Origin of the sequence: Kosakonia sp. ML.JS2a (assembly GCF_025642095.1) — a bacterium.
Classification (GTDB): domain Bacteria; phylum Pseudomonadota; class Gammaproteobacteria; order Enterobacterales; family Enterobacteriaceae.
This window is the reverse complement of sequence record NZ_CP106754.1, coordinates 1,165,225-1,192,153: the sequence shown is the minus strand read 5'-3', so window position 1 is coordinate 1,192,153 and position 26,929 is coordinate 1,165,225. Positions and strand designations below refer to the sequence as shown.

General features: G+C 54.4%; 27 protein-coding genes. 19 read left to right on the top strand and 8 right to left on the bottom strand.

Annotated features, from left to right (window positions below):
- Positions 1 to 66 precede the first annotated feature (66 nt).
- From N7922_RS05675 to N7922_RS05665, 3 genes are all read right to left on the bottom strand, one after another.
- The gene (locus N7922_RS05675) at positions 67 to 1,155 is read right to left on the bottom strand and encodes an ABC transporter substrate-binding protein (RefSeq protein ID WP_263099635.1); all 1,089 of its coding nucleotides are present in this window, start codon (positions 1,153 to 1,155) and stop codon (positions 67 to 69) included.
- Between the two features lie 241 nt (positions 1,156 to 1,396).
- Positions 1,397 to 1,765 (bottom strand): DUF3592 domain-containing protein, encoded by a 369-nt coding sequence (locus tag N7922_RS05670; protein ID WP_263099634.1) that lies wholly within the window; start codon positions 1,763 to 1,765, stop codon positions 1,397 to 1,399.
- Between the two features lie 37 nt (positions 1,766 to 1,802).
- Positions 1,803 to 2,192, bottom strand: a complete 390-nt coding sequence (locus N7922_RS05665) for a DUF3592 domain-containing protein (protein WP_263099633.1) — start codon at positions 2,190 to 2,192, stop codon at positions 1,803 to 1,805.
- A 145-nt stretch (positions 2,193 to 2,337) separates the two neighbouring features.
- On the opposite strand from N7922_RS05665, the gene N7922_RS05660 reads away from it, so the two are divergent.
- From N7922_RS05660 to phnE (N7922_RS05640), 5 genes are all read left to right on the top strand, one after another.
- Complete coding sequence (locus N7922_RS05660) at positions 2,338 to 2,787, top strand: hypothetical protein (RefSeq protein ID WP_263099632.1); 450 nt, start codon at positions 2,338 to 2,340, stop codon at positions 2,785 to 2,787.
- Between the two features lie 124 nt (positions 2,788 to 2,911).
- A complete protein-coding gene (phnC, locus tag N7922_RS05655; protein ID WP_263099631.1) occupies positions 2,912 to 3,754 on the top strand; it encodes a phosphonate ABC transporter ATP-binding protein in 843 nt (280 codons plus the stop codon).
- Positions 3,755 to 3,791: 37 nt separating this feature from the next.
- The gene (gene phnD / locus N7922_RS05650; RefSeq protein WP_061493500.1) at positions 3,792 to 4,733 is read left to right on the top strand and encodes a phosphonate ABC transporter substrate-binding protein; all 942 of its coding nucleotides are present in this window, start codon (positions 3,792 to 3,794) and stop codon (positions 4,731 to 4,733) included.
- Between the two features lie 83 nt (positions 4,734 to 4,816).
- On the top strand, positions 4,817 to 5,689 hold the full coding sequence (phnE, locus tag N7922_RS05645) for a phosphonate ABC transporter, permease protein PhnE (RefSeq protein WP_263099630.1): 873 nt from the start codon (positions 4,817 to 4,819) through the stop codon (positions 5,687 to 5,689).
- The gene (gene phnE / locus N7922_RS05640) at positions 5,686 to 6,567 is read left to right on the top strand and encodes a phosphonate ABC transporter, permease protein PhnE (RefSeq protein ID WP_263099629.1); all 882 of its coding nucleotides are present in this window, start codon (positions 5,686 to 5,688) and stop codon (positions 6,565 to 6,567) included. The genes phnE (N7922_RS05645) and phnE (N7922_RS05640) overlap by 4 nt, the downstream gene beginning before the upstream one ends.
- Here phnE (N7922_RS05640) and N7922_RS05635 read toward each other — a convergent pair.
- Positions 6,554 to 7,225, bottom strand: coding sequence for an HAD family hydrolase (locus tag N7922_RS05635; protein ID WP_263099628.1), 672 nt, complete (start codon positions 7,223 to 7,225; stop codon positions 6,554 to 6,556). The genes phnE (N7922_RS05640) and N7922_RS05635 overlap by 14 nt on opposite strands.
- 149 nt (positions 7,226 to 7,374) lie before the next feature.
- Here N7922_RS05635 and N7922_RS05630 point away from each other — a divergent pair, with 149 nt between their 5' ends.
- From N7922_RS05630 to N7922_RS05610, 5 genes are all read left to right on the top strand, one after another.
- Positions 7,375 to 8,301 carry an aminoimidazole riboside kinase gene (locus N7922_RS05630; protein ID WP_263099627.1) on the top strand — a complete coding sequence of 309 codons (927 nt, stop codon included), beginning with the start codon at positions 7,375 to 7,377 and terminating at the stop codon, positions 8,299 to 8,301.
- Between the two features lie 166 nt (positions 8,302 to 8,467).
- The gene (locus N7922_RS05625; protein ID WP_263099626.1) at positions 8,468 to 9,985 is read left to right on the top strand and encodes a carbohydrate porin; all 1,518 of its coding nucleotides are present in this window, start codon (positions 8,468 to 8,470) and stop codon (positions 9,983 to 9,985) included.
- A gap of 69 nt (positions 9,986 to 10,054) precedes the next feature.
- Complete coding sequence (locus N7922_RS05620) at positions 10,055 to 11,425, top strand: sucrose-specific PTS transporter subunit IIBC (RefSeq protein ID WP_263099625.1); 1,371 nt, start codon at positions 10,055 to 10,057, stop codon at positions 11,423 to 11,425.
- Positions 11,425 to 12,834 carry a sucrose-6-phosphate hydrolase gene (locus N7922_RS05615; protein WP_263099624.1) on the top strand — a complete coding sequence of 470 codons (1,410 nt, stop codon included), beginning with the start codon at positions 11,425 to 11,427 and terminating at the stop codon, positions 12,832 to 12,834. Before N7922_RS05620 ends, N7922_RS05615 begins: the two co-directional genes overlap by 1 nt.
- Positions 12,835 to 12,863: 29 nt before the next feature.
- Positions 12,864 to 13,871, top strand: a complete 1,008-nt coding sequence (locus N7922_RS05610) for a substrate-binding domain-containing protein (protein ID WP_263099623.1) — start codon at positions 12,864 to 12,866, stop codon at positions 13,869 to 13,871.
- Positions 13,872 to 13,875: 4 nt separating this feature from the next.
- Here the strand turns inward: N7922_RS05610 and N7922_RS05605 are convergent, their stop codons facing one another.
- On the bottom strand, positions 13,876 to 15,144 hold the full coding sequence (locus tag N7922_RS05605; RefSeq protein ID WP_263099622.1) for a lipase family protein: 1,269 nt from the start codon (positions 15,142 to 15,144) through the stop codon (positions 13,876 to 13,878).
- Between the two features lie 408 nt (positions 15,145 to 15,552).
- Between N7922_RS05605 and N7922_RS05600 the strand changes: the two genes are divergently transcribed.
- Together N7922_RS05600 and N7922_RS05595 are read left to right on the top strand one after the other, a co-directional pair.
- Positions 15,553 to 16,899, top strand: a complete 1,347-nt coding sequence (locus tag N7922_RS05600; protein WP_263099621.1) for an MFS transporter — start codon at positions 15,553 to 15,555, stop codon at positions 16,897 to 16,899.
- Complete coding sequence (locus tag N7922_RS05595; protein ID WP_263099620.1) at positions 16,889 to 18,235, top strand: enolase C-terminal domain-like protein; 1,347 nt, start codon at positions 16,889 to 16,891, stop codon at positions 18,233 to 18,235. The genes N7922_RS05600 and N7922_RS05595 overlap by 11 nt, the downstream gene beginning before the upstream one ends.
- A 258-nt stretch (positions 18,236 to 18,493) precedes the next feature.
- Here N7922_RS05595 and N7922_RS05590 read toward each other — a convergent pair whose 3' ends face one another.
- Positions 18,494 to 18,685, bottom strand: coding sequence for a hypothetical protein (locus tag N7922_RS05590; RefSeq protein WP_061493491.1), 192 nt, complete (start codon positions 18,683 to 18,685; stop codon positions 18,494 to 18,496).
- Positions 18,686 to 19,098: 413 nt separating this feature from the next.
- Between N7922_RS05590 and N7922_RS05585 the strand changes: the two genes are divergently transcribed.
- The 5 genes from N7922_RS05585 (at position 19,099) to tcp (ending at position 24,389) form a co-directional block, all read left to right on the top strand.
- Positions 19,099 to 19,995 carry a LysR family transcriptional regulator gene (locus N7922_RS05585; RefSeq protein ID WP_263099619.1) on the top strand — a complete coding sequence of 299 codons (897 nt, stop codon included), beginning with the start codon at positions 19,099 to 19,101 and terminating at the stop codon, positions 19,993 to 19,995.
- Positions 19,996 to 20,165: 170 nt separating this feature from the next.
- Positions 20,166 to 20,468, top strand: coding sequence for an ArsR/SmtB family transcription factor (locus N7922_RS05580; RefSeq protein ID WP_411554164.1), 303 nt, complete (start codon positions 20,166 to 20,168; stop codon positions 20,466 to 20,468).
- A 2-nt stretch (positions 20,469 to 20,470) separates the two neighbouring features.
- The gene (locus tag N7922_RS05575; RefSeq protein WP_263099618.1) at positions 20,471 to 21,001 is read left to right on the top strand and encodes a rhodanese family protein; all 531 of its coding nucleotides are present in this window, start codon (positions 20,471 to 20,473) and stop codon (positions 20,999 to 21,001) included.
- A gap of 169 nt (positions 21,002 to 21,170) precedes the next feature.
- Positions 21,171 to 22,592, top strand: a complete 1,422-nt coding sequence (locus N7922_RS05570; protein WP_263099617.1) for a DNA cytosine methyltransferase — start codon at positions 21,171 to 21,173, stop codon at positions 22,590 to 22,592.
- Between the two features lie 132 nt (positions 22,593 to 22,724).
- Positions 22,725 to 24,389, top strand: a complete 1,665-nt coding sequence (gene tcp, locus N7922_RS05565) for a methyl-accepting chemotaxis citrate transducer (RefSeq protein WP_263099616.1) — start codon at positions 22,725 to 22,727, stop codon at positions 24,387 to 24,389.
- A gap of 81 nt (positions 24,390 to 24,470) precedes the next feature.
- Here tcp and N7922_RS05560 read toward each other — a convergent pair whose 3' ends face one another.
- Complete coding sequence (locus tag N7922_RS05560) at positions 24,471 to 25,322, bottom strand: hypothetical protein (RefSeq protein WP_263099615.1); 852 nt, start codon at positions 25,320 to 25,322, stop codon at positions 24,471 to 24,473.
- Between the two features lie 152 nt (positions 25,323 to 25,474).
- Positions 25,475 to 25,633, bottom strand: a complete 159-nt coding sequence (locus N7922_RS05555) for a YqaE/Pmp3 family membrane protein (protein WP_071889874.1) — start codon at positions 25,631 to 25,633, stop codon at positions 25,475 to 25,477.
- A gap of 204 nt (positions 25,634 to 25,837) precedes the next feature.
- Here N7922_RS05555 and N7922_RS05550 point away from each other — a divergent pair, with 204 nt between their 5' ends.
- Together N7922_RS05550 and alaE are read left to right on the top strand one after the other, a co-directional pair.
- Entirely contained in the window at positions 25,838 to 26,017 is a 180-nt protein-coding gene (locus tag N7922_RS05550) for a hypothetical protein (protein ID WP_263099614.1), read from the top strand.
- A 446-nt stretch (positions 26,018 to 26,463) separates the two neighbouring features.
- Positions 26,464 to 26,913, top strand: coding sequence for an L-alanine exporter AlaE (gene alaE, locus N7922_RS05545; RefSeq protein ID WP_061493483.1), 450 nt, complete (start codon positions 26,464 to 26,466; stop codon positions 26,911 to 26,913).
- Positions 26,914 to 26,929: the final 16 nt, after the last annotated feature.

Sequence of the window (26,929 nt, the reverse complement as noted above, 5' to 3'; positions counted from 1 at the left end):
TTTCAGGCAAACCATCCCGGCGATGAAAAGGGGGCGCGCTATCACGACGCGCCACCCGTACAGCCATTATTTGGCGGCAGCCGCACGCCATTGTTTAATAAATTCCAGACGCTTTTTCGGTTCCAGATATTCCAGCAGCGACGCATCCACATGGATCGGTTTGAGCGCATCGCCAAGCATTTTGGTCATGCCATCAATGTCGTTTTTGCCTTCAATATCGTTACGCAGGGAGGGAATGTCCGCCTGATTGGCCAGAATGCTCTGCCCTTTTTCCGACAACACATAGTCGAACCACAATCTGGCGGCGTTGCTGTGTTCCGCTTGCGCGCTGATAAACGAGACGCGGGACAACACCAGGATATAGTCTTTCGGGTAAGAAATACCCAGAGCATTATCCCCTTTGGCGCGGGCTTCGGCGTACGATCCGAGGATGTTATAGCCAATCAGGTTTTCCCCGGAGGAGACGCGCTCCATCATCGTGCCGGTGGAGGACTGCACCGTCAGCCCGCCTTTTGCCACGTCCGCCAGATGCGCGAAATAGTCTTTATCGAATTTGAGATCTTCCACCGCCAGCATAAAGCCCAGCCCGGATTTTTCGATGTCGTAGGTGGTGACTTTATTTTTGAATTTATCGGTCTGGCTGGCGATCAATTTGGCCAGTGCGCTATGCGAGTCCGGCACATCGCCCTGCGGGATCAAGCGCTTGTTATAAATAAACACGACCGGTTCATAGGTGGTGCCATAAGCTTTATTCTGCCATACCGCCCATTTCGGTAATTTACTCACTTCCGGGGAGGCGTATTCGTCGGCGTAATCAGTCGCCAGTTTCAGCGCGGTATCCATCGACGAACTCCAGACCACATCACCGCTACCGCCGCCGGATGCCTGCTCGCTGAGATAGCGGTTGTACAGTTCGGTGCTGTTCATGTCGTTATATTCGACTTTGATGCCCGGATATTGCGCCTCAAAGCCTTTGATCAACGGCCCTGCGGCTTTGGTGTCGGTAGTGGAGTAGATAACAACTTTGCCTTCTTTGGTGCCAGCGTCGACTATTTTCTGATAGTCCGCCGGGTAGCCCTGTGGTACCGCCGCCAGTGCGGAGCCAGAAAAAAGCAGAGCCAGCGCAGCGACCAGTAGATCTGTTTTCTTATCCATGAACAATCCCTCGGTATCATTTTTTAAACACAAATTTAACATATAGCGTGAGATCTGACCGATGCAACGCAGTGGCTTGTTTTTTGCGACTTTTGTGACGCTGGCGTGATTAAAATAACGGGTGTTGCAGTGCGAAGGCGGGAAGGCGGTTAACGAGCCGGATGGCATGAGAGAAACAGCGCTGATTTCGCAGTAAACCTTCCATAATCAGCACTGTTGGGGTAACAGGAATTCGCCGGGATTAATCGCCTAAAATTAGCGGGCGGTCATATAAGATAATGTGCTGCGGATTTTGCGGATCGTATTTTACAGTGGTGCCGTTACCTTCAGCAAAACGCACAATTTCACGGCGGTTCAGGTGCTCAAACACGCTGGCCTGCACCACCTGCCCTTCGCGGGTTCTGAAGCGCAATACCAGTTCACAATAGACTGTGCGCCTGCCCATCCAGTTAGTGCGCTTGAGCGCGATAATATCGGCATTCGCGCCAATACCATATTTGCTCACATGCACCTCAATAAATAGCTGGCGGATCCAACGCACCAACTTGTAGAGACCAAACAGTAGCAACGCGGCAACCACAATAATAAAAATGACGTAAATAATTTCCATCTCTCTGTGCTCGTATTCTACTGTTCTACGGTAAAAATTAATCGCCCAAAATCAACGGACGGTCGTGGCGATATAAAGCAATACGTTCTGGATGGTTGGGATCGTATTTTAGCGCCACAACGTTACCGGGCGCGTAACGGATAAAACCGTCCATATCCAGCGCTTTTTCCAGACTCGACTGCACCTCGACGCCCTCACGGGTGACAAATTTGAATGTCAGGCGATACACCGGGTCTTCGCCGTCAATCATGCCAGTCTTGCTACGGTAAATGATATCCGCATTCACGCCGATACCGGTTTTCCGCACCGCGGATTCCATCCTGAATTGCCGAAAATCGGGCATAATCATCGAAATTGCCTGGCGAAGCACAAACGCTATCAACAGGGCAAAGAAAAGATAAAAAATATATCTCCAGTCAAATTCCATCTTATGATCTCCGGGCGCGTACGCGCTTTAAAAACAACTGAGTAGCGTCGTGAATGGTCATAAAGGGGTATAGCATACTCGCTTTATCGGGGCTCCCGATGAGAATATTCTGAAGCTCCTCTCTTTATCGGACATGGAATAAAGAATGCGTAAAGCCAATAACGTCTCACTTGTCACTACGCGCGATGCCACCGACTTCCGCCAGGCCCAATCGGTCGTATTGATCGCAGAGGAAGTAACGAATATCACCGTTCCCGGCCTGTTGCTTGAAGCCGCGGTACAGGTGGATAACACGCGCTATCTGCTGTTTCTTACTGATAATGTTATCTTTGAAGAATCCCTGACCATCGTGCTGATTGATATCCGACATGGCGTAAAGGAGGTTGTGCGAATTGGCCAGATGTGGGCAACGGGCATTTTTGATAATGTATCAATTAGCGCGGAGCAGGTCCGTTTTCGTTTTCTGGGTGAAGGCGAGTGGGTTGTCGAAATATCTTCAGCGCCGCGTCTGAGACTGCCCTTCTTTTCCGATCCTGCGGGCGTACAACGTGCACCCGGATGGCAAAAATATATCACTATCACTTATATGAAATAGCCTGCTCATCTTATTCCCCTCCCAACGAAGCCACACGTTCACTATTTGTTCGTCTTTCCGTCATAAAACGATCATCACCCGTCCTCTTAATGGTCGCCAGTTTAATGAAAAAACCGGATGACTTATGAACAGCGCATTGGCGGAAATTTCTGAAGGCCACTATTCGTCTCTGCATCAACTCAACACGGTGCCGAAACAAAAAGTGCTAAGCGTAAACCACTTACGCAAGTCCTATAACGCGCACCAGACTGTGTTGCACGACATCAGCTTCGATCTGCATCGCGGCGAGATGGTCGGCGTAATTGGTCGCTCGGGCGCGGGAAAATCAACCCTGCTGCACGTTCTGAACGGCACGCACAGCGCGACGTCCGGTGAGATCAACAGCTTCCCGGAAGTGGGTACGCCGCGCGATGTTTCGCGCCTCAAAGGCCGCGCGCTTAATCAGTGGCGCAGCGAATGCGGGATGATTTTCCAGGACTTCTGCCTGGTGCCGCGCCTTGATGTGCTCACCAATGTGCTGCTGGGCCGTCTGAGCCAGACATCAACGCTGAAATCCCTGTTTAAAGTGTTCACCGATGAAGATCGCGCCAGAGCCATTGCGCTGCTGGAGTGGCTGAATATGTTGCCGCATGCCCTCCAGCGTGCGGAAACCCTCTCCGGTGGCCAGATGCAACGCGTGGCGATTTGTCGGGCGCTGATCCAGAATCCTTCCATTTTGCTGGCCGACGAGCCGGTCGCGTCGCTGGATCCGAAAAACACGCAGCGCATCATGGGCGTACTGCGCGAAGTGAGCGAACAAGGCATTAGCGTGATGGTAAACCTGCACTCCGTCGAGCTGGTAAAAGAGTACTGCACGCGCGTGATTGGCGTTTCTCAGGGACGAATTGTTTTTGACGACCACCCTTCACGACTGACGCAGGACGTTTTGCAGATCCTTTATGGCGATGAAATAAGCCAGTTGCATTAATTCTTCCCCTTCCAATGAGACAACACAGGCAATGACAATGAAAAAGCATATTTCGGGCGCATTACGTTTATCTGCATTGATGACAGGTCTGCTGCTGGCATGGCAGGCTTCGGCGGCGGAGCAGCCGAAAGAGTTGAATCTGGGGATCCTTGGCGGGCAAAACGCCACCCAACAAATTGGCGACAACCAGTGCGTCAAAGAGTTTCTTGATAAAGAGCTCAGCGTGGACACCAAACTGCGCAACTCATCTGACTACTCCGGCGTGATCCAGGGTCTGCTGGGCGGCAAAGTCGACGTGGTGCTGAGCATGTCGCCTTCGTCTTACGCCTCGGTGTATATCAACAACCCGAAAGCGGTCGATATCGTCGGCATCGCCGTAGATGACAAAGACAAGTCTCGCGGTTACCACTCGGTCGTGATCGTCAAAGCCGACAGCCCGTACAAAAAACTGGAAGACCTGAAAGGTAAAGCCTTTGGCTTCGCCGATCCAGACTCCACCTCCGGTTACCTGATCCCGAACTATGAATTCAAACAGAAGTTCGGCGGCAACGCGGATAACAAATACAACAACTACTTCTCCAGCGTCACCTTCTCTGGCGGTCATGAGCAGGACATCCTCGGCGTGCTGAACGGTCAGTTCGCTGGCGCCGTCACCTGGACGTCTATGGTCGGCGATTACAATTCCGGTTACAGCGTGGGCGCATTTAACCGCCTGATCCGTATGGATCACCCGGACCTGATGAAACAAATCCGCATTATCTGGGAATCGCCGCTGATCCCGAACGGCCCGATCCTCGTCAGCAACAGCCTGCCGGCGGATTTCAAAGCCAAAGTCATTACGGCAATCAAAAAACTGGATACCGACAACCACGCCTGTTTCGTGAAAGCGATGGGTGGCACGCAGCATATCGGCCCGGGTAGCGTGGACGACTTTAAACAGATCATTGAGATGAAACGCGAGCTGGTTACCGCCCGTTAAGTTGTCGTCTCACGATGTCGCAAGCCCCTGCGTAAAAACCAGGGGCTTTTATTCGATTGTCATACAGGACGCAATTGCAACGCATGAGCACGTCGAATACGCAGTTTGAACACTACTATCAGCAGGTCAGAATGCGCCAAAAGCGCGATACCGTGACCTGGTCATTACTGTTGCTGGCCCTCTATTTTGCGGCGGGCAGTGCGGCGGAGTTTAATCTCGCCACCATCTGGCACTCGCTGCCCAACTTTCTCGATTACATGCTGGAAACCGTGCCCACGCTGCACTGGCCAGTGCTGTTTGCCGACAGCCATACCAAGGGTTCACTGGCCTATTGGGGGTATCGACTACCCATCCAGCTACCGCTGATCTGGGAGACCCTGCAACTGGCGCTGGCCGCCACGATCCTCTCCTTTGCCATCGCCGGTGTATTCGCCTTTCTGGCGGCAGGCAACACCTGGTCGCCTCCGGCAGTCCGCTTTGCGGTGCGCACGCTGGTGGCATTTCTGCGCACGATGCCGGAACTGGCGTGGGCGGTGATCTTTGTGATGGCCTTCGGCATCGGCGCCATTCCCGGTTTTCTGGCGCTGACGCTGCACACCATCGGCAGCCTGACCAAGCTGTTTTATGAAGCGGTGGAAAGCGCGCAAGACCGACCCGTGCGCGGGCTGGCGGCCTGCGGCGCAACGCATCTGCAGCGCATCCGCTTTGCCCTGTGGCCGCAGGTGAAACCGATTTTTCTCTCTTACGGCTTTATGCGCCTGGAGATCAACTTCCGCTCCTCCACCATTCTTGGTCTGGTCGGCGCAGGCGGCATCGGCCAGGAGCTGATGACCAACATCAAACTCGACCGTTACGATCAGGTCAGCATCACGCTGCTGCTCATTATCATTGTGGTGTCGCTGCTCGATACGCTCTCCGGGCGCTTGCGCCAGTGGGTGCTGGAGGGGAAAAAATGACCCGAGTACAAACCGTTCCGAACGTCGCATTAAGCCGCAAGCTGAACAAAAATCTGTTCCAGGCACAGGGGCGCTATCTGCGCCGTCTTGCGCTTATCGCCCTGGCCGTTCTGCTCTATTACGGCTGGTTTTTTATGCAGTTTGGCATTCCTGTCGATCAGGCGCTCAGCGGCCTCCAGCAGATAGGACGCTATATTCTGCGGATGTTCGTCTGGCACGACTTCCTTAACTGGCCATTTGGCTACTACTTTACGCAGATCGGCATCACGCTGGCGATTGTCTTCGCCGGGACCCTGACCGCCACAGTGTTTGCTCTGCTGCTGTCGTTCCTTGCGGCGCGCAACATCATGAAAGGCGGGATTACCGGGGCAATCGCCTTTTTCATGCGCCGTGTGTTCGACATCCTGCGCGGTATTGATATGGCGATCTGGGGGCTGATTTTCGTGCGCGCCGTCGGGCTGGGACCGCTTGCCGGGGTACTGGCGATCATTATGCAGGACACCGGGTTGCTCGGGCGTCTGTATGCAGAAAGCCATGAAGCCGTGGATCGCTCACCCGGTCGCGGCTTAACAGCGGTCGGCGCAGGGGGTTTGCAAAAACACCGCTTCAGCACCTTTACCCAGTCCTTCCCGACATTTCTTGCCCTTAGCCTCTATCAGATCGAATCCAACACCCGTTCGGCCGCCGTGCTGGGGTTTGTTGGCGCGGGCGGCATTGGTTTGATTTATGCCGAGAACATGCGGTTGTGGAACTGGGATGTGGTGATGTTTATCACCCTGATCCTGGTGGCGGTGGTGATGCTGATGGATACCGCGTCAGCCTGGCTGCGCCGACGCTATATCACCGGCAAACCGGTGCCGCTGTTTACGCCTGAGTAAGTTGCCAGTCAAGCACTGGCCAGCGGCGCAGCGCTCCGTGCGCTGCCAGCTTCTGGCACGGGTTCACCAGATAAACGTGGTCAGCGCGCTCGCACAGCGGCAGATCGTTAATCGAATCGGTGTAAAACGTCAGCGGCCCGTCATACTGCGGGTGACGGGCAAGGAAGTTCTCCAGGCAGGTGATTTTTCCCTGCTGGTAACTGGGCGTCCCGTCAATAACGCCGGTGTAGCGCCCGTTATCGGTTTTCACCTCAACGCCAATGGCGTGCTCAATGCCCAGCACCGGGGCGATAGCCTTCACCAGTAACCCCACCGATGCCGAGATAATCAGCATCGGCTGTTGCTGCGCCCGTAAGCGGTTAATCAACGCCAGCGCCTGCGGGTAGATGCGCGGCACGATCTCTTTTTCAACACACAGCGCAACCATGCGGTCCACCAGCGCTATCGGAATATCCGTCAATGGCGACAGGGTCAGCGCCACATACGCATGCAGATCCATTTCACCGCGCGCGTAATCCAGCATCATGCGCTCTTCATGCAGTAGATAGTCCGGGTTGCTGGCAAAGCCTTCACGCACCAGGTAGCGGCTCCAGAGCGTGCTGCTGTCGCCGTGGATCAAGGTGTTATCGAGATCGAAAACAAAAAGCGGTTGCGACATATGCACATCCATCTGGTTGATAAATAGACGCTCCAGCATGCAGAAAAAAGATGACAGCTTAAAGATGTTACGCAGAAATCCGAGAACGCCATTGATTTGCTAAAACGGTTTAGTTAAATTTTAGCGATATTTTTTAGCGGGAGAATAGCATGTCAGCTCGAGTCTGGTGTCTGGGCGACGCCGTAGTAGATCTGCTGCCGGACGGGCCGGGACGCCTGATGCAATGTCCCGGTGGTGCGCCAGCGAATGTGGCAGTGGGAATTGCCCGGTTACAGGGGAATAGCGGCTTTATTGGCCGCGTGGGGGACGATCCGTTTGGTCGTTTTATGCAGCAAACGCTGGCGCATGAACATGTCGACACCGCGTTTATGGCTGCCGACCCGGCGCAGCGCACCTCAACGGTGGTGGTGGCGCTGGACGATGACGGTGAGCGCTCCTTTACCTTTATGGTGCGACCCAGCGCCGATCTGTTTCTGACCAGTGAAGATTTACCTGAATTTCAGCGCGGAGAGTGGCTGCACTGCTGTTCTATCGCGCTGGCGGCCGAACCGTCGCGTAGCGCTGCGTTTACCGCCATGCAGAACATCCGCGCGGCGGGCGGGTTTGTCAGCGTTGATCCCAACATTCGTCACGACCTGTGGGCTGACGACGAGCAACTGCGTCAGTGTTTGCGCCAGGCGCTAACGCTGGCGGATGTGGTGAAACTCTCGGAAGAGGAGCTGGCGTTTATCAGCGGCTCGCCGCACATCGGTGCCAGCATGCAGGCGCTGGCGGAGCGCTATGCCATCAGCTTATTACTGGTCACCCAGGGCAAAGCGGGGGTGCAAGCCTGGCACAGCGGCACGCTTTACCACTACCCCACCCTGCCAGTGGTGAGTGTCGACACCACCGGCGCAGGGGACGCATTTGTCGCCGGTTTACTGTGGGGTCTGGCGGAGCACGGCCTGCCGGACAACGAACCGGCGCTGGCAGCACGTCTGGCGAGCGCACAAATCTGCGGCGCGCTGGCGACCACCGCAAAAGGGGCAATGACCGCTCTGCCCTATCGCCACCAGCTTGAGGATCGTATCGCCTGATTTTGAGTGGGGTTACCGCTTCGTTTTGCGAGCCGTCTCACATTCACTAAACCGGTTTAGCAAATTTCATTGCGCTGATAAATTGGGCGTGATTATGATTCAACACCTAAACCGGTTTAGCAAAAATAACTTTGTGATGATGGCTCTTCCTTAGGGATGCAAAACGATGAAAAAAAGCACGCTCGCTGTAACCCTTGGTGTGATATTAAGTTCCGGATCCGTCTGGGCTGCCGATACCGGCACAAGCAGTATTGAAGCGCGCCTCGCGGCGCTGGAGCAGCGTTTACAGGCAGCGGAACAACGCGCCAGCGCTGCCGAAACCCGCGCTCAGGCGGCGGAAAAACAGGCGCAGCAACTGGCGACCGCCCAGCAAAAAACGCAAACCACCACCACACAAGTGGAACAACGCACCGCAAAACTGGAGCAAAAATCCAGCGACGAAGGTGGCTTCGAGTTCCACGGCTATGCCCGTTCCGGCTTGCTGATGAACAACTCCGCGGCCAAAACTCAGGGCGGCCCGACGGTAACGCCAGCAGGCGAAACCGGGGGTCACGTCGGGCGTCTGGGGAACGAACCGGACACCTATGTCGAAATGAACCTCGAACATAAACAGACACTGGCGAACGGAGCGACCACCCGCTTTAAAGTGATGCTTGCCGACGGGCAAAAAACCTATAACGACTGGACCGCCTCCTCCAGCGATCTCAACCTGCGCCAGGCGTTCACTGAAATCGGTCATCTGCCCACGTTTACCGGCGCGTTTAAAGACTCCACCGTCTGGGCCGGTAAGCGTTTTGACCGCGATAACTTCGATATTCACTGGATCGACTCCGATGTGGTATTCCTCGCCGGTACCGGCGCCGGGATCTACGACATGAAGTGGAGCGACGCGGCGCGCAGCAACCTGTCGATCTACGGCCGCACCTTCGGCGATATCGAAAACAGTGAAAACACCGCGCAGAACTACATTCTGTCGCTGAACAACTTTTATGGCCCGGTACAGTTGATGGTCAGCGGTATGCGTGCCAAAGATAACGACGACCGTCTGGATCTGGAAGGCAACAAAGTGAAAGGCGATGCAGCCAACACTGGCGTACACGCCCTGCTTGGTCTGCACAACGACAGCTTCTACGGTCTGCGTGAAGGGTCAGCGAAAACCGCCTTGCTGTACGGTCATGGTCTGGGTGCGGAGGTCAAATCCATTGGCTCCGACGGCGCACTGTTGCCGGAAGCCAATACCTGGCGTCTGGCGAGCTACGGCATCACCCCGCTGGGCGGCGGCTGGCATATCGCGCCGGCAGTGCTTGCGCAGAGCAGTAAAGATCGTTACGTCAAAGGCGACAGCTACCAGTGGGCTACTGCGAACCTGCGCCTGATTCAGGGCATCACGGAAAACTTCGAGATGCAGTATGAAGGCAGCTATCAGTACATGGATTTACGCCCGGAAGGGTATAACAGCCGCAACGCGGTGAGCGGCAGTTTCTACAAACTCACCGTCGCCCCAACGCTGAAAGCCAGCGATGTCGGCGAGTTCCTGAAACGCCCGGAAATTCGCCTCTTCGCCACCTGGATGGACTGGGATCATCGTCTGGATAAATACGCCAGCGATGATGCCTTTGGCAGCAACGGCTTCAAAGCCGGCGGCGAATGGAACTTCGGCGTACAAATGGAAACCTGGTTCTGATCGGTCGGCCCCTGCGGGGGCCGCATCTTGCCAGGTTGATCCCACAAAAACGATAAGACAGAGGTTTTTATGGATTTTGCAGAAATTTCCCGGTCGCTACTGCCGTTACTGGGAGGCAAGGACAACATTGCCAGCGCCGCGCACTGCGCCACTCGCCTGCGTCTGGTGCTGGTGGAAGACGCCAAAGCCGATACCGCCGCCATCGGTAAGGTCGACGGGGTGAAAGGCTGTTTTCGCAACGCCGGACAGCTACAGATTATCTTTGGCACCGGGGTGGTGAACAAAGTCTACGCGGCGTTTATCGCCGAAGCGGGGATCAGCGAAACCAGTAAGTCTGAAGCCGCTGATATTGCCGCGCGTAAGCTGAACCCGTTCCAGCGTATCGCCCGTTTGCTGTCGAATATTTTCGTGCCGATTATTCCGGCGATTGTCGCCTCGGGTCTGTTAATGGGCCTGCTGGGTATGGTGAAAACCTACGGCTGGGTCAATGCCGACAACGCGCTCTATATCATGCTCGACATGTTCAGTTCGGCGGCGTTTATCATTCTGCCGATCCTGATTGGTTTTACCGCCGCCCGCGAGTTTGGCGGTAACCCCTATCTCGGCGCAACCCTCGGCGGCATTCTGACTCACCCGGCGCTGACCAATGCCTGGGGCGTGGCCGCAGGCTTCCACACCATGAACTTCTTCGGCATTGAAGTGGCGATGATCGGCTACCAGGGCACGGTCTTCCCGGTACTGCTGGCAGTGTGGTTTATGAGTGCGCTGGAGAAACAGCTGCGCCGCGTGATCCCGGATGCGCTGGATCTGATCCTGACGCCGTTCCTGACGGTGATCATCTCCGGTTTTATCGCTATGCTGATCATCGGCCCGGCAGGGCGCGCGCTGGGCGACGGCATCTCCTTTGTGCTCAGCACGCTGATTACCCATGCAGGCTGGCTGGCCGGATTGCTGTTTGGTGGGTTGTATTCCGTGATTGTCATCACCGGCGTGCACCACAGTTTCCATGCCATTGAGGCGGGGCTGCTGGGTAATCCGTCAATCGGTGTAAACTTCCTGCTGCCGATCTGGGCAATGGCGAACGTCGCGCAGGGCGGCGCATGTCTGGCAGTCTGGTTTAAAACCAAAGACGCGAAGATTAAAGCGATCACGCTGCCGTCGGCGTTCTCGGCGTTGCTGGGGATTACGGAAGCGGCGATTTTTGGTATCAACCTGCGCTTTGTAAAACCGTTTATCGCCGCGCTTATCGGCGGGGCTATCGGTGGCGCATGGGTGGTGTCAGTGCATGTCTATATGACCGCAGTGGGTCTGACCGGCATTCCGGGAATGGCGATTGTGCAGGCAAGCTCGCTGCTCAATTACGCCATTGGCATGGTTATCGCGTTCGGCGCCGCCTTTGTTATCTCGTACCTGCTGAAATACAAAACGGACTCTGAATAATGGCGTTAACAAACCTGCTGCCTGCATTATTGCAGGCAGTCATGAAAGGCCAGCCCAAAGCGCTACAAGACAGCCACTACCCCGGCTGGCACCTCGCGCCGACCACCGGGCTGCTCAACGATCCAAACGGTTTTATCCATTTTGCCGGGCGCTACCACCTGTTCTATCAGTGGAACGGACTGGGTTGCCAGCATCTGCATAAGGGCTGGGCGCACTGGAGCTCCGACGATTTGCTGCACTGGCAACATGAGCCTGTCGCGCTGCTGCCCGATCAGGAGTATGACCGTAGTGGTTGCTACTCCGGCAGCGCCGTTGATAACGACGGTGTGCTGACGCTCTGCTATACCGGCAACGTGAAGTTCGATGACGGCACACGCACCGCCTGGCAGTGCCTGGCGGTGCAAAACAGCGAAGGCGGTTTCGACAAGCTCGGCCCGGCGATCCCGTTACCGCACGGCTACACCGGCCATGTGCGCGACCCGAAAGTCTGGCGACATGGCGAGTACTGGTACATGGTGCTGGGCGCGCAGGATCTGCAGTTACAGGGCAAAGTGTTGCTGTTGCGTTCCGAAAACCTGTGGAACTGGCAAAACCTGGGCGAAATAGCCGGCAGCGGCCTCGGCGGTCTCGGCGCGGCGGGCTATATGTGGGAATGCCCGGACATGTTTACTCTCGGCGGCAGTACGTACCTGATTTGCTGCCCGCAGGGTATCGCGCGGGAAGAGAAGCGCTATCTCAATACCCACCCAAGCGCGTATCTGAATGGTCAACTGGACTACACGAATGCCTGTTATCAACACGGCGATTTCTGCGAACTGGATGCCGGGTTTGAATTTTACGCCCCGCAAACCACGCAGACCGCCGACGGGCGTCGTCTGCTGGTCGGCTGGATGGGGGTGCCGGATGGCGAAGAGATGCGCCAGCCAACCGTCGCCAATGGCTGGATCCACCAGATGACCTGCTTGCGCGAACTGACCTCCCGTGATGGCAAACTGTATCAACAACCGATTGTTGAGTTGCAGGCGCTGCGCGGTGAAGAGCAGACTTACCACGGCGAAGCCGAACGCATGCCAGCGCTGGACGCGCAACGTCTTGAACTGGTGCTGGAGTGCGACGCTGAGGTCACGCTGAATTTTGCCGATACGCTGATCCTGGAATGGCAAAACGACGAACTGCGTCTTGCCCGTCGCAGCCTCGAAACAGGTGAGTGGCTCTACCGCTACTGGTGCGGTCAGGCGCGGAAATTGCAGATCCTCTGCGATCACTCCAGCGTAGAGATTTTTATCAATGATGGCGAAGGGGTGATGAGTAGCCGCTACTTCCCGCTGCATCCGGCGCAGTTAACGCTGACCGGTCGCGCAGAAGTGCGGGCGCACTACTGGTCGTTACGTTCTTGCATGGTAGAATAAGTGCTTGTTTCATTAACCGATGCAAAACCGTGAGAAAAACAAAACGCGTCACCATCAGTGATATCGCCGCGCTGGCGGGGGTTTCTAAAGCCACCGCCAGCCTGGTGCTTAACGGCCGTGGTAAAGAGTTGCGTGTGGCGCAGGAGACGCGCGAGCGCGTTCTGACTATCGCCCAGCAGCACCATTATCAGCCCAGTATTCACGCCCGCCTGTTGCGCGAAAACCGCAGCCATACGCTGGGTCTGGTGGTGCCGGAAATCACCAACTACGGTTTCGCCGTTTTTTCTCACGAGCTGGAAAACCTGTGCCGCGAAGCGGGTCTGCAACTGCTGATCTCCTGCACGGACGAAAACGCCAGCCAGGAAACGGTCGTCGTGAACAACCTGGTGGCGCGACAGGTTGATGGCCTGATTGTTGCCTCCAGCATGCAAAGCGACAGCGACTACCTGAAGCTGAGCGAACAGCTCCCGGTGGTGCTGTTTGACCGCCATATCAACGACACCCGTCTGCCGCTGGTGATCACCGATTCCCTGACGCCGACCGCCGAACTGGTTGAACATCTGGCGCGCGCCAATCCCGATGAAGTCTATTTCCTGGGCGGCCAGCCGCGTCTGTCACCGACCAAAGACCGCCTTGCCGGGTTTATGCAGGGTCTGGAGCGCGCAGGCGTCACGCCGCGCCCGGAGTGGATCATTCACGGCAATTATCACCCGAGCAGCGGCTATGAGATGTTCGCCGCCCTCTGCGCCAGGCTGGGTCGCCCGCCGAAAGCGCTGTTTACCGCCGCGTGTGGCCTGCTGGAAGGGGTGCTGCGCTATATGAGCCAGCACCACTTACTGGAGAGCAATATCCATATCGCCAGTTTTGACGATCACTATCTGTATGATTCGCTGTCGCTGCCGATTGATACGGTCGAACAGAATGTTCCGCGCCTGGCGCAGGACTGCTTCGATATCATCACACAGATGATTGAAGGCAACGAGCCGGCGACGCCGCAACGTATCCTGCCGGCAACGCTGCGCTGGCGTCACCCGTAACCCATCAGGTGTTAAACGGTACGCCCTTCACCGGGTGTTGCGGCTCGCCTGGCGCCTGCAACGACCCGCAACTGTTTTGCTGCGGCGCGTGCTCCATCACGCCGCGAACGAACGCCAGCTCATCCTCAAAGGCCACATTTACCGTGCCGTTATGGGTAATGCCGGGGTAGGTCTTCCACTCAACCGGATTTCCGGCAGCGCACAGCGCAGCAACGGCAGCGTACTGATGGTGCGGTGACAGCGTGTGATCGGCCAGACCGGTGGCTGTAAATAGCGGTGCCGGGAACATCTTCAGCGGCATATTGGTTACCGGAATTAACGCGGCATTAACCGGCCCGGAACCCCCGACAAACGCGTTAGCGCCGTCAAGCTTCTCCTTGCGCTCATAGCGACCCAGTTCTTTCATACAGGCAGTTCTGGCAAGCGTCAGCATCTTCGCCCCTTGCGCCGTGACCCATTTATCTGCCGCTGGCGCACCGTCCGGTAGCGAGCCGCCAATCAATCGTAACAGGGTAAAACGCGCCGGATCGCGGTGACCTGGCCGCGCATGACCCGGTTTTATCGGGCCGTCCGGAAACGTCGCCACCAGCCCGGTGGCAATGGTGGCGCGCAGTTTCAACTCTGGCGCATAGTCTGGCGCAATCAGGCTGGCGCCGAGAGACGCCCCTGAACCTTGCGACTGCCCGGTGATCACCAGGTTATTGGCAATCTGTTGCGGATACGCCTGCAACACCGCACGCACGCTGTCGAGTACCGAGCGCCCTTCCGCTTCCCAGTTAAGATAGGGGTGCGGCCCGGGCCCACCCAGCCCCTGGTAATCCGTGGCGACCACCACAAACCCCCGTTTCAGCCACTGATTGATATAGTGCGCATCGCGCGGGGTCGGGTTTGTCCATGAGGGGGCGCAGGCATCGGCGACGCCGAGCGTACCGTGTGCCCAGGCGATGACCGGCCAGCCCCCTTTCGGCGTCTCGCCTTGCGGAAACCAGAGCGTGCCGCTCACCGGTACGCTTCCCGCATTCCAGCGTTTGTCCTGCGAGGTATAGAGAATGCGCTGGATCTTGCTGGCATCGGTGATGTCCGGCTGGCGCGGTATAGACTCTTCGCGCAGCATCACTCCCGGACGCTGCGGAAGCGCGCTGTCCCAGATGTAAAATGGCGACAGCGACTGATCGCCGACCACCGGACCAACGGGGAGCGCATTATTCCAGGCGTTTGCAGCACTCGTCCAGAGGGTCATGGCAACAGCCAGCGTACAGAGGGTATTTTTCATCGTCAGGTAAACCTTCACACTATTATTCAGTGAGTAACACAATGTTATGAGCAGTTAACGCAGATGATTGTAATAATTCAAGCAGAAAGTGTGAGTGTTTTATTCAGCAAATGCACAAGCCGTAGAGAAAAAATATCGCCATAAAATTCAAAATAATAACATCGCGAGGATATATCGCTAGACCAATATAATAAAAACTCAAATGGCAATACTGCTTTATTCTATAGAAATGCGTTTTTTGTGAATACTCACACATATCCTTAAGGAAAACTTCCGCCTTCACACATTGTAACCACATGATATTTTAGGGCCATTGAATAAAATCACAACAACCCTTGTGCGAATGCATATATTTTTCGCGAAATACGCTCCCTACTATTTAAAAACTATTATAACGGGAGAATCCCCATGACAGAGACAGGGCATCTGCATATACCTCACGAAGACCAAAAGCATATTTCCACCGCGGTGGGGAAGTTTTTCCGCCGCATCATTCCAATGCTCGCCATCATGCTGATCATTAATCAGATTGATCGTTCCAATATTGGCTTTATTAAAGCGGAGCTGCAAACCGACGCCGGGATCAGCGCCGCCGCATTTGGACTGGGAGCCGGGCTGTTTTTTATTGGCTATGCGCTGTTTGAAGTGCCCAGCAATATCATGATGAAAAAATACGGTGCGCGTCTCTGGCTCACGCGCATCATGGCCACCTGGGGTTTGGTGGTGGTGCTGACCGGCTTTGTCACCTCGCCAGTGCAATTCTATATGCTGCGCTTTTTACTTGGCGTGGCGGAAGCAGGTTTCTTCCCCGGTGTGCTGTTCTACTTTCGCCTGTGGGTGCCAAACTCTCATCGCGGGCGGGCGACGGCGATGATCTTAAGCGCATCGGCAGGCGCCTTTCTTTTTTCCGGGCCGATCACCGGCTCGATCCTGATGATGCATGACATGATGGGCATTGCCGGCTGGAAATGGGTGATGTTTTTAGAAGGCGGCGGATCGGTGCTGGTCGGATTGATCGCACTGGCGGTATTGGTGTCGCGCCCGCAGGATGCGCGCTGGCTCACGGCGCAAGAGAAACAAGCACTCATCAACCAGTTGGCGCGAGAAGATCGCGCCCGGGAGCAGCACGATGCCGCGCCCGGCAAAATGGCGCTGCTCACCGATCGTCGGTTACTCACTTACTGCCTGATCTTCTTTACCATGACCATGACCGGCTACACGCTGGTGTTCTGGCTGCCGCAAATCATCCAGCGTATTCAGGGTTTCAGCAGTTTTGGTATCGGCTTACTGACCGCCATTCCCTGGCTGTGCGCGATTATCGCGCTCAATATCGTGGGCCGTTACAGCGACCGCTACCGTGACAAACTTAATCAGGGGCTGGGCGTGGCCATGCTGGTCGCCGCCTGCGGCACTTTTATGGCGACAATGGGTAACCCGTGGTTCGGTTTTGTGGCAATGATCGTCGCCTGTATCGGCTCGAAAGTGAGCGCCACGCTATTCTGGCCCATGCCGCAAGGCGAGTTACCCGCCAGTATTGTCGCTCCCGGAATTGCGCTGATTAACTCCATTGGCAATCTTGGCGGTTTCTTTGCGCCCACGGTGTTTGGTTATCTGGAGCTGACCACCGGCTCCACCACCGGCGGGCTGTATGCGTTAACCAGCGTTTCTGTCATTACCGGGCTGTGGCTGCTGCTGTTGCGGCACAAACCTGCGCCCGGCGCTTTTGTGACCGTGGAGAATAAACATGTCCGCTAGCCCGAAAGTAACCCGTATGCAGGTCATTCCGGTGGCCGGGTACGACAGCATGCTGCTGAATATTGGCGGTGCGCATAATTGCTATTTCACGCGCATTCTGGTCGTCCTGACCGATTCCAGTGGTAACACGGGCGTAGGGGAATGCCCGTGTCACAGCGCGGTGCTGGATCTGCTGGCGCGTTTTGAACCGCAGATTGTTGGCAGCGAACTGATGCGTCTTAACCACACTATCAGCCAGCTATGGCGCAGCGATGCCCGTAATCAGCACAGTCAATTGGCCGATACGATCCACATTCCGCAGATGAACCCGGAAAAATTCTATAACGCGGTGGCGGCCATTGAGGCCGCATTGCTGGATTTACAGGGCAAATTTCTTGATCTACCGGTGGCTGATCTGCTGGCGTCGGGCAAACAGCGGGAACGGATCCCGGTGCTGGGCTATCTGTTTTATATCGCCGATCGGCGTAAAACCACTATGAATTACCAACCCGGCGACGAACATCACCACGACTGGTTCTGGCTCCGCCACCAGCCAGCGATGGATCACCAGGCCGTAGTGCGACTGGCTGAAGCCGCCATGGAGCAGTACGGTTTTCGCGATTTCAAACTGAAAGGCGGGGTGCATGCCGGCGAGTACGAGGTCGAAACCGTAGAAAGGCTTCTTGCACACTTCCCCGGCGCACGAGTGACGGTCGATCCGAATGCCAGCTGGTCGCTGGATGAAGCCATCCGTTTCGGGAAGCAATTAGCCGGGCGGGTGCCCTATCTGGAAGATCCCTGCGGTGCGGAACAGGGGTTTTCCGGGCGCGAAACGCTGGCCGAATTCAAACGTGCCACCGGCGTGCCGGTCGCGACCAATATGATTGCCAACGACTGGCGACAACTGGAGCATGCCTTACGGTTGAACGCCATTGATATCCCCCTGGCGGACCCACACTTCTGGACGATGCGTAATGCGCATACGGTGGGGCAGTTATGCAGTGAATGGGGATTAACCACCGGTTGCCACTCCAATAATCATTTTGATATTTCGCTGGCGATGGTGGCGCACCTTGGAGCCGCAGCGCCGGGCGAACGCATCACCCCCTTCGATACCCACTGGATTTGGCAGGATGGTCAACAGCTGACGCGGGAAGCGCCGGTGATCCGTAATGGCTATCTTGAACTGCCTGCGGGGCCTGGGCTTGGCATTACGCTGGATATGGCGCGGGTGGAAACGGCGCATCAGCGCTATCGTTCATTGCCCGATAAGAACCGCAACGACGCGATCGGTATGCAGTTCTTAATCGATAACTGGACTTTTAACGCCAAACGTCCGACGTTGGTGCGCCCATAGGCTCCCGTTGACCTGCAAAAAAGGCACTACGTTGAATTTCCCCTCTCAACCCAGAGTTGAAAACAACGTAGTGCAAGGGCTTATTATTATGTTTTTATAATCAACACTCCTTGTCTGCTCAACTGACCACCTTTACACGGGTAGGGGCCGCATTTATCGCATTACCGCGAAACCATTTGCATAGCGGGTATTATTTTATTTTTCGCATGCATAAAAAAGATATTCTGCATAATCTCATCCACCAACGATGATTGCCGCTCAGGAGAGCGTTTTAATATGAATATCCAGTTTATTTATCTTTTGTTCATAAAGTCCCTGACTGAATGCGACAATAAAACGAATGGTGTCATCATCAACAACCATAAAGTCGACATCCACCTCACCTTCCGGAACCATGTTTGATATTTTTTCTTTAATATCAACCGCAATTTTTTCGAAAACTTCCATCATCAATCTCACTTCACCATGACATTTATATTAGGCAGTTTTATTACCTTGCTAAGATTCACCTGATGCACTAAACAGTAAAATGCTTACCTTTACGGGGCTGCAACCCTATCATAGCCAAAACATGCCCCTCAACAAAAAAAGCATATAAATAACAGCCGATATATATGCATTTCCTATTGAAATGCTTGAGCGAAATCAATAAATTAAACAAATCAATATAACGTAGGCTAGACCCATTCACAGAACACACATAAAAAATAAGTAATCCATTGAAAAACAATAACAAAATTAACTCGCCATTATTAAACACCGATCACAAAGTGAATAAAGATCCCGTAAAAAAGGTACTCATTCCATATTAATGGATGAATACTACACCGCTAATTTTTTTGTCTGATTCCAGGGGAAAGAAAATGAGGGTTAGAGATCTTGAGTATCTGTACGCGCTTGCGCGATACAAACATTTTCAAAAAGCGGCCGATGCTTGCAATGTTTCGCAACCGACGCTGAGCGCCCAGGTACGCAAACTTGAAAGCGATCTGGGAATAACATTAATTAATCGTCAGGTGCGCGGCGTTAAGTTTACAGCACAGGGGATAGAAGCCTTGTCGCAGATAGAGGTCATTTTGTCAGAAGTGAAAAGTCTTAAACACATGGCGGAAGAATCCAAAAAACATCCGTCGGGGGTGTTAAATATCGGTTCAGTCCCCACTCTCGCCCCCTACATTTTTGGCGACATTGAAATGATTTGTCGGGAGCGTTTTCCAAAAACAGAGTTCAAATTTCATGAAGCCAGCAAAGAGAAACTGGTTGCCCTGCTCGACCACGATATTATTCAGGTCGCGATAATTACTTCGCCGATTAATAATGACGACGTGGTTGAATTTCCCGTGTTTGAAGAACCTTACGTCATTGGCCTGAGTACTAAACACCCCTCGGTGAGTAACGATAAATTCAAACTTCCGTTGCCCCAGAATGAAAAAATCATGATTACCGAGTCGCTGTTTGCCGAAGCACTGGATGATACCTTTGCCCAAACGGTCCTGAGTGCCACTAAAATCATGCCCAATACCCTGGAAACCGCGCGCTATATCGTGACGCACTCACAAAATGTTTCGTTTTTCCCGCTGTTGTCATCCATTGATGAAAAAGTGAAAAACATCCGCTATCTGCGAACGCATCCTGAGGAGCTTCGCAGGCGTGTCGTGCTGATCTGTCGTCGGGGCGATCCATTCAGAAGACGGTTTGAGCAGCTTCGGGGCGATCTCTCTGCCGCGTTTACCCGAAAAATCACCGGCAAGCTGCAATAATCTCTTCCGCCAACCGCTGCGTTTGTCTCATTCCTATCGATTAGTCTCATCCCGGTTATCCATAAGGATTGCCGACATGAGGCTATTCCTGCGCGGTTTCCCTCTTGCATCCTGCTGTCTTTTATTTTAGATTAATCTAAATTTAGAAAATGCTAAACAAAGTGACTGACATGGATATTCTTCAACTGCAGGCGCAGGCCGAACAGGCATCCGGGCTGTTGAAATCGATGAGCAACCCTCACCGGTTGCTGATTCTGTGCATGCTGATCGATGCCCCCGGAACGTCAGCGGGCGAGTTAAGTATGGCAACCGGCCTTAGCCCTTCGGCAACATCCCAGCATCTGGCGCGGATGAAAGAAGAGGGGTTAATCACCAGCCAGCGCCAGGCGCAACGGGTCAACTACTTCATTCAGGATCCGACGGTCAGTACAATCATTAACACACTCAAGGGCATCTACTGCCCGGAGGTATAAACATGCGTTACACCCAGGTCACCCCCGAACAGGCGATCACATTGCAGCAAAGCGGCGCGCTGCTGGTTGATATTCGCCAGTCTGATGAATTTCGCCGCGAGCACCTCCCTGATGCCGTATCGCTGCCGCTGGATACCCTGATCGCCGGTAAAAACGGGGCACTCGCTTCGCCCCAGCAAACCGTGATCTTTCATTGCCAGTCCGGCATGCGTACGCAGCAAAACATCGATGCGCTGATCCAGGCGGCAGGCTCCGCGCAGGTCGCGATCCTGGAGGGCGGGCTGAATAACTGGAAACAATCAAAGCTGCCGACAGTGCAGGATAAAAGTCAGCCGCGCCCGTTAATGCAACAGGTGCAAATCGTTGCCGGTACGCTGATCCTTAGCGGTGTCGTTCTGGGCTATGCGGTGAATCCGGGATTTTTTCTGTTGTCGGGCTTTGTCGGCGCGGGCTTGTTGTTCGCCGGGCTGAGCGGCTGGTGCGGCATGGCGCTGCTGCTGGCAAAAATGCCCTGGAACCGGACGCATTCATAACGCATCAGGTTGTTCCCTCATGGCAATCTCAGCCCCACATGGCAAAAGCAGGTGAACCCGGCATTTTTTAAACAGCGGGCGGCACATTTCAGGAATAACCCCCTGTTCTGGCGATTCTCCTCTGGGTCAAATGAGTGATATATTTCAGACCATCATCCAAGGAGACGCCATGGCGGAATTTGATTCACTTGCGCTGCATCAGTTGGTGCAGGCAGAGAGTGACCAACAGCGACAGCAGGTACGCGATCGGGCATTACTGGACCAGGTACTGGACATTTACGGCCAAAAGTTTGTGGCCGAACAGCTAAAAAAAACGGGCAAACGGGAATGGAGCCGGGAGTCCCTTAATCGCTGGGTAAACGGCAAAGGCGCGCCAAAAACCCTGACCGCTGCCGAAGAAGCGCTGCTGCGCGGGCTACTCCCCTCCCCTCCTGCACATCATCCCCATTATCGCTTCCGTTTTATCGATCTCTTCGCCGGTATTGGCGGCATTCGCAGCGGTTTTGAAGCCATTGGCGGGCAGTGCGTGTTTACCAGCGAATGGAATAAAAACGCCGTGCGCACTTACAAGGCCAACTGGTACAACGACAGCGCGGTACACACCTTTAACCAGGATATCCGCGAAGTGACGCTCAGCGGCAACCCGGCCATTTCAGAAACCGACGCCTACGCGCATATCTGCCAGCAGATCCCCGAGCATGATGTATTGCTGGCGGGCTTCCCCTGCCAGCCATTTAGCCTGGCCGGCGTCAGCAAAAAGAATGCCATGGGTCGCGCCCATGGATTTGAGTGTGAAGCGCAGGGTACGCTGTTTTTTGATGTTGCACGGATTATTAAAGCCCGCCGCCCGGCGATTTTCGTGCTGGAAAACGTTAAGAACCTGAAGAGTCACGACAAAGGTAAAACCTTCAGCGTGATCATGAACACGCTGGACGAATTGGGTTACGACGTTGCCGATGCCAGTATCAATGGCAAGGATGATCCGAAAATTATCGACGGTAGGCATTTCCTGCCGCAGCATCGCGAGCGCATTGTGCTGGTCGGTTTCCGCCGCGATTTACAGCTCAGCGAAGGTTTTACCCTGCGCGACATCGATCGCTTTTACCCGTCACAGCGCCCGACGTTTGGTCAGTTACTGGAGCCGACGGTCGACAGCAAATATGTGTTGTCGCACAAGCTTTGGGATTACCTCTATCGCTATGCGAAAAAGCATGCCGCGAAGGGCAATGGTTTTGGCTTCGGGCTGGTCGATCCCACTCGCGAGAACAGCGTTGCCCGCACCCTGTCGGCGCGCTATCACAAAGATGGTTCTGAAATTCTGGTGGATCGCGGCTGGGATAAAGCGCTGGGTGAAGCGGATTTCAACCATGCAGAAAATCAGGCCCGGCGACCGCGCCGCCTGACGCCGCACGAATGCGCCCGTTTAATGGGCTTTGAGAAACCCGGCGACAAACCGTTTCGTATTCCGGTTTCCGACACACAAGCTTACCGCCAGTTCGGCAACTCGGTGGTGGTGCCGGTATTTGCCGCCGTGGCAAAACTGCTGGAGCCGCGCATTACTATGGCGGTGAAACTGCGCAACAAAAAGTGAACCGCTTCCCGGTGTGTGACGCACCGGGCAGTTACTTAAGTCTTAATTAAGTGTTTAAAAAGCGATCATAAAGTTAATTTATGCCAGGTCGATAACTAGTGAGCAATCCCGACTCTCTCACGGACTATGGCCATGCTCAAAAATATACGGGTTATTACCGGCATCATTATCGCTCTTTCGGTATTTTGTCTTCTTCAGTTCGTCACCGGGGGATTGTTCTACTCGGCAGTCAATAACGACAGAGTGAACTTCCAGAACACCGGCGTGCTGAACGCACAGCAGGAAAACCTTGGCGACAGCGTGAATACGCTGATCAAAACACGCGTCACCGTTACCCGCGTAGCAATCCGCTTCTTGAAAAACCAGCGCGATCCCGCCTCGCTTGCCAGTATCGAAAAACTCCTGAACACCGCAACCGAGTCGCTCGGCAAGGCGGAAGGATACTTCAACAATTACAAAAGCACCCCGCGCGTTGCAGGCCAGGATACGGCATTAGCCGACGACGTGGCGCAGAACATCACCAAAATGCATGATGTGCTGCAACAATCGATCACCTTCCTGCGGGCGAATAATTACGAAGCGTACGGCAACCTGGATGCACAACAAGCCCAGGACGATATGGACGCCAGCTACGCCAAATGGCGCACGGAGAACAACACCTTCCTGCAAGCCGCTGCGCAGGAAAATCAGAGCAGCTTCACCAGTATGCAATGGACGCTGGGCGTGATTTTGCTGGTGGTGATTGGGGTGATGATTGTTATCTGGCTGGGTCTGCAACATCTGTTGCTTAAACCGTTGCATAGCGTGATGGCGAATATCCGCGCGATCGCCAGCGGCGATCTGACGCAGTCCATCTCTGCTGAAGGTCGCAACGAAATGAGTCAACTGGCGGCAGGTTTGCACGAAATGCAGTCTTCGCTGGTGCAAACCGTGAGCGCCGTGCGTAACAGCTCTGACTCGATTTACACCGGCGCGAGCGAAATCTCCACCGGTAACAACGATCTCTCTTCACGTACCGAACAGCAGGCCGCCTCACTGGAAGAGACCGCCGCCAGTATGGAGCAACTGACTGCGACGGTGAAACAGAACACCGACAACGCCCGTCAGGCTTCGCAACTGGCGAAGAACGCCTCGGATACTGCGGCGCGCGGTGGTCAGGTCGTGAGCAACGTGGTGCGCACGATGAGCGAAATCTCAGACAGCTCGCAACAAATCGCCCACATTACCGGTGTGATTGACGGCATCGCTTTCCAGACCAACATCCTGGCGCTCAACGCCGCGGTTGAAGCCGCCCGCGCTGGCGAGCAGGGTCGCGGTTTCGCCGTGGTGGCCGGGGAAGTCCGTACCCTTGCCAGCCGCAGTGCTCAGGCAGCGAAAGAGATCAAAACGCTGATTGAAAACTCGGTAAACCGGGTCAATTCCGGTACCACTCAGGTGGCAGAAGCCGGTGATACGATGAAAGAGATCGTCACCGCCGTAACACGGGTGACGGATATTATGGGGGAAATCGCGTCCGCCTCTGAAGAACAGAGCAAAGGTATTGAGCAGGTGAGCCTCGCGGTTTCGCAGATGGATAGCGTTACCCAGCAGAACGCCTCGCTGGTGCAGGAATCCGCTGCGGCTTCTGCTGCACTGGAAGAACAAGCAGAGCAGTTGCGTCAGGCGGTGGCAGTGTTCCGCGTCAACGGTCACACGGCGCTGTCAGGTGCGAAGCCCGGTAAACCACAATCCACACCGTTGCGCCCGGCATCTGCCTCTGCGCCAACGACCAGCGACAGCAACTGGGAAACCTTCTGATCCTGTCCCCTCACCGGCGTGATGCTGTTTTTCGCGCCGGTAACATGATGGTCCTCCCCCGCTGCTGGCGGGGAAGAGGATTCACGCTACGGAATTAAGATTATCGACAAAGTGCTGCCACTGCTGCTGTAGCGCGCTGATATGCTGCTTTTCGATCTCGCTGATGTAGGGTAACGAACGGCTTTCGCTCACCCGGTTATTCAGATGGGAAAACCAGACATCGCTCTCTTTGTTACTGGCGGTCAGTTGCAGCATCTCGTTACGCACCGTCTGCGAAGAGTGCGTACCGTCACTCAGTTGATTGATCGCATCCTGATGATGCTTCGCCTGCTCCTCATCTCCCAGACTTTGCGCCAGTTTACTTGCCTGCGAGAGTACAACACGGGTCATCTGATCCGCCTGATCGGCCTTTTCACTGATATAGCTGGCAACAAAGTCACTGGCCTGCTGTTGATAATCCGCAGAGACAAACTGCGCCACCACTTTGTTGAGCTTAGCCTGCATCAGCGCCAGATCCATCGCATTGGTGGTGTAGTCGCCATTGACTTCAGGCGAGGTCATCGCCTGATGCAGCGCGCTGGCCATGTCGTCCGCCGCCACCGTGGAGTGCTGGAAAAAGTCGATAAAACGCACAGCGTCGTTGGCGGTTGCCGGGTCGCCATAAAATTCGCTGGCGAGGCTTGGGCCACCACGAGTGACCGCCGCCATATTGGCATTGCGGACTTCCGCCATGGCACGGGTGTTCTTTTCAATCTCTTCTTTGGTCAACGGTGGATGCCCTTCCATCCCGCGTGCGAGCGCTTCTTCAGAAATGTTCACCGCAACCGAACTGTCCGTGGCAATCTCTTTTCCCGCAAACATGCGGGTCTTTGACTGATGCGTAACGGGCGTTGTTTGCTGACTGGCGGAGGCACCCACATCCTTAATGCTCATCTCTTCTCCTTAGAATCATTGCCAAATGTTTCATTTATCGTCTGAATGATAAATACCTTTACGTTTTTGCGCAGATTCGGCGAAGAACAGCAGGAGTTAACCATTTCATCATGCTGATTTTTATTAAGGGCGAAGCTTCGCCCATAGAGCGTTTAATCGCGGGTTTGTACCCAAAACGCGTGGATCAGGCCCGGGATGTAACCCAACAGCGTTAACAGAATATTGAGGATAAACGCCCAGCCCAACCCTTTACCGAGCAGTACGCCAAGCGGCGGGAGAATAATCGTAAAGACAATGCGCCAGAAACCCATGTAGCCCCCTACAAATAAATGACAGCTTATTGAAAAAAAACACTTTCTCTTCAAGAGTAGCCACTGTGCCTGTGGTTGCCACTTCCCCCCTGCGCTTTTACCCTGTTTTACTTTTCCCACGCCCGTGGCTGACGCGTTCCGCTGTACCGCAAGCAGGCGACAGGCTATGGTTACTGACACAAACCAATGATAAAGGAGCGAAGTATGTTTTCTGTCGGCGATATTGTGCAACCGCGCATTGGCGGTCCCAAACTGAAAGTGCTGGAAGTCCATCAGGATCAAATCGTTGCGGTGCCAGCCCACGATGAACAAGCGGACAAAATTACGCTGAAAGCCGAGGATGTTTCTCTGTACAAAGAAGACGGCGATTTCGGCGTTTGCTGATCGTTGGCGGTGAGGTTAGCTCACCGCCAAACCGTTACATATGCAAAAATTTAGCATAAAAAATCATTTCACTTATTAGCATTAAACGCTGCAAACCTGCCTTTATCAGCATAAAAAATGCTGTTGATTATTTTACATACTCTGCAAAAGCACACTGCGCTGAAAACCCCGTTTTGCTTCCCGACCTGAACGCTGCATTATTCCTCAATTAAAACATAAGCATTTGATATATATTACTTTTTAAAACCTATCCAACTAAAATAATGAAATGCGCAAAAAACAAACAATGGCAGAGCACTTTATCCAATAAATAGAAAATAATAAAAATTAATCGCTAGTTGTTAGTTTATATCCAGCCATATACTCTATCTGCATCAAATCAGGCACTTCAAAACGCTAAACACTCTCACTGTTCGCTTTTGTATTGAGTATCAAGGAGCTCGATCATGTTCTCTTCGCAGTCCCGCCTGCGTCACGCCGCAGCAGACACCTTTGCGATGGTTGTCTATTGCTCTGTAGTGAACATGTTGATTGAAATTTTTCTCTCCGGAATGAGCTTTGAACAGTCACTTTCCTCTCGTCTGGTCGCCATCCCGGTCAACATTATTATTGCCTGGCCTTATGGCTTGTACCGCGATCTGTTTATGCGTTATGCCCGCCGCATCAGCCCCGCGGGTTGGATGAAAAATCTGGCGGATGTGCTGGCCTATGTCACGTTCCAGTCACCGGTGTATGTGGCGATTCTGTGGTCGGTCGGGGCAGACTGGCACCAGATTGTGGCTGCGGTGAGCTCCAATATCGTGCTGTCGATGATGATGGGCGCCGTGTACGGCTACTTCCTGGATTACTGCCGCCGTCTGTTCCGCGTCAGTAACTACCATCAGGCCAAAGCCTGATGGCGGGTAGCAGGCG

Bases quoted from the DNA above. Each gene is read 5' to 3' on its own strand.
- tcp (WP_263099616.1), top strand. From the start codon at position 22,725: ATGCTCAAAAATATACGGGTTATTACCGGCATCATTATCGCTCTTTCG.
- N7922_RS05575 (WP_263099618.1), top strand. From the start codon at position 20,471: ATGCGTTACACCCAGGTCACCCCCGAACAGGCGATCACATTGCAGCAA.
- N7922_RS05630 (WP_263099627.1), top strand. From the start codon at position 7,375: ATGTCAGCTCGAGTCTGGTGTCTGGGCGACGCCGTAGTAGATCTGCTG.
- N7922_RS05620 (WP_263099625.1), top strand. From the start codon at position 10,055: ATGGATTTTGCAGAAATTTCCCGGTCGCTACTGCCGTTACTGGGAGGC.
- N7922_RS05560 (WP_263099615.1), bottom strand. From the start codon at position 25,322: ATGAGCATTAAGGATGTGGGTGCCTCCGCCAGTCAGCAAACAACGCCC.
- N7922_RS05625 (WP_263099626.1), top strand. From the start codon at position 8,468: ATGAAAAAAAGCACGCTCGCTGTAACCCTTGGTGTGATATTAAGTTCC.
- phnC (WP_263099631.1), top strand. From the start codon at position 2,912: ATGAACAGCGCATTGGCGGAAATTTCTGAAGGCCACTATTCGTCTCTG.
- N7922_RS05550 (WP_263099614.1), top strand. From the start codon at position 25,838: ATGTTTTCTGTCGGCGATATTGTGCAACCGCGCATTGGCGGTCCCAAA.
- N7922_RS05585 (WP_263099619.1), top strand. From the start codon at position 19,099: ATGAGGGTTAGAGATCTTGAGTATCTGTACGCGCTTGCGCGATACAAA.
- N7922_RS05570 (WP_263099617.1), top strand. From the start codon at position 21,171: ATGGCGGAATTTGATTCACTTGCGCTGCATCAGTTGGTGCAGGCAGAG.
- N7922_RS05615 (WP_263099624.1), top strand. From the start codon at position 11,425: ATGGCGTTAACAAACCTGCTGCCTGCATTATTGCAGGCAGTCATGAAA.
- N7922_RS05670 (WP_263099634.1), bottom strand. From the start codon at position 1,765: ATGGAAATTATTTACGTCATTTTTATTATTGTGGTTGCCGCGTTGCTA.
- phnD (WP_061493500.1), top strand. From the start codon at position 3,792: ATGAAAAAGCATATTTCGGGCGCATTACGTTTATCTGCATTGATGACA.
- N7922_RS05675 (WP_263099635.1), bottom strand. From the start codon at position 1,155: ATGGATAAGAAAACAGATCTACTGGTCGCTGCGCTGGCTCTGCTTTTT.
- N7922_RS05595 (WP_263099620.1), top strand. From the start codon at position 16,889: ATGTCCGCTAGCCCGAAAGTAACCCGTATGCAGGTCATTCCGGTGGCC.
- N7922_RS05660 (WP_263099632.1), top strand. From the start codon at position 2,338: ATGCGTAAAGCCAATAACGTCTCACTTGTCACTACGCGCGATGCCACC.
- N7922_RS05580 (WP_411554164.1), top strand. From the start codon at position 20,166: ATGGATATTCTTCAACTGCAGGCGCAGGCCGAACAGGCATCCGGGCTG.
- N7922_RS05590 (WP_061493491.1), bottom strand. From the start codon at position 18,685: ATGATGGAAGTTTTCGAAAAAATTGCGGTTGATATTAAAGAAAAAATA.
- phnE (WP_263099629.1), top strand. From the start codon at position 5,686: ATGACCCGAGTACAAACCGTTCCGAACGTCGCATTAAGCCGCAAGCTG.
- phnE (WP_263099630.1), top strand. From the start codon at position 4,817: ATGAGCACGTCGAATACGCAGTTTGAACACTACTATCAGCAGGTCAGA.
- N7922_RS05605 (WP_263099622.1), bottom strand. From the start codon at position 15,144: ATGAAAAATACCCTCTGTACGCTGGCTGTTGCCATGACCCTCTGGACG.
- N7922_RS05665 (WP_263099633.1), bottom strand. From the start codon at position 2,192: ATGGAATTTGACTGGAGATATATTTTTTATCTTTTCTTTGCCCTGTTG.
- alaE (WP_061493483.1), top strand. From the start codon at position 26,464: ATGTTCTCTTCGCAGTCCCGCCTGCGTCACGCCGCAGCAGACACCTTT.
- N7922_RS05635 (WP_263099628.1), bottom strand. From the start codon at position 7,225: ATGTCGCAACCGCTTTTTGTTTTCGATCTCGATAACACCTTGATCCAC.
- N7922_RS05555 (WP_071889874.1), bottom strand. From the start codon at position 25,633: ATGGGTTTCTGGCGCATTGTCTTTACGATTATTCTCCCGCCGCTTGGC.
- N7922_RS05600 (WP_263099621.1), top strand. From the start codon at position 15,553: ATGACAGAGACAGGGCATCTGCATATACCTCACGAAGACCAAAAGCAT.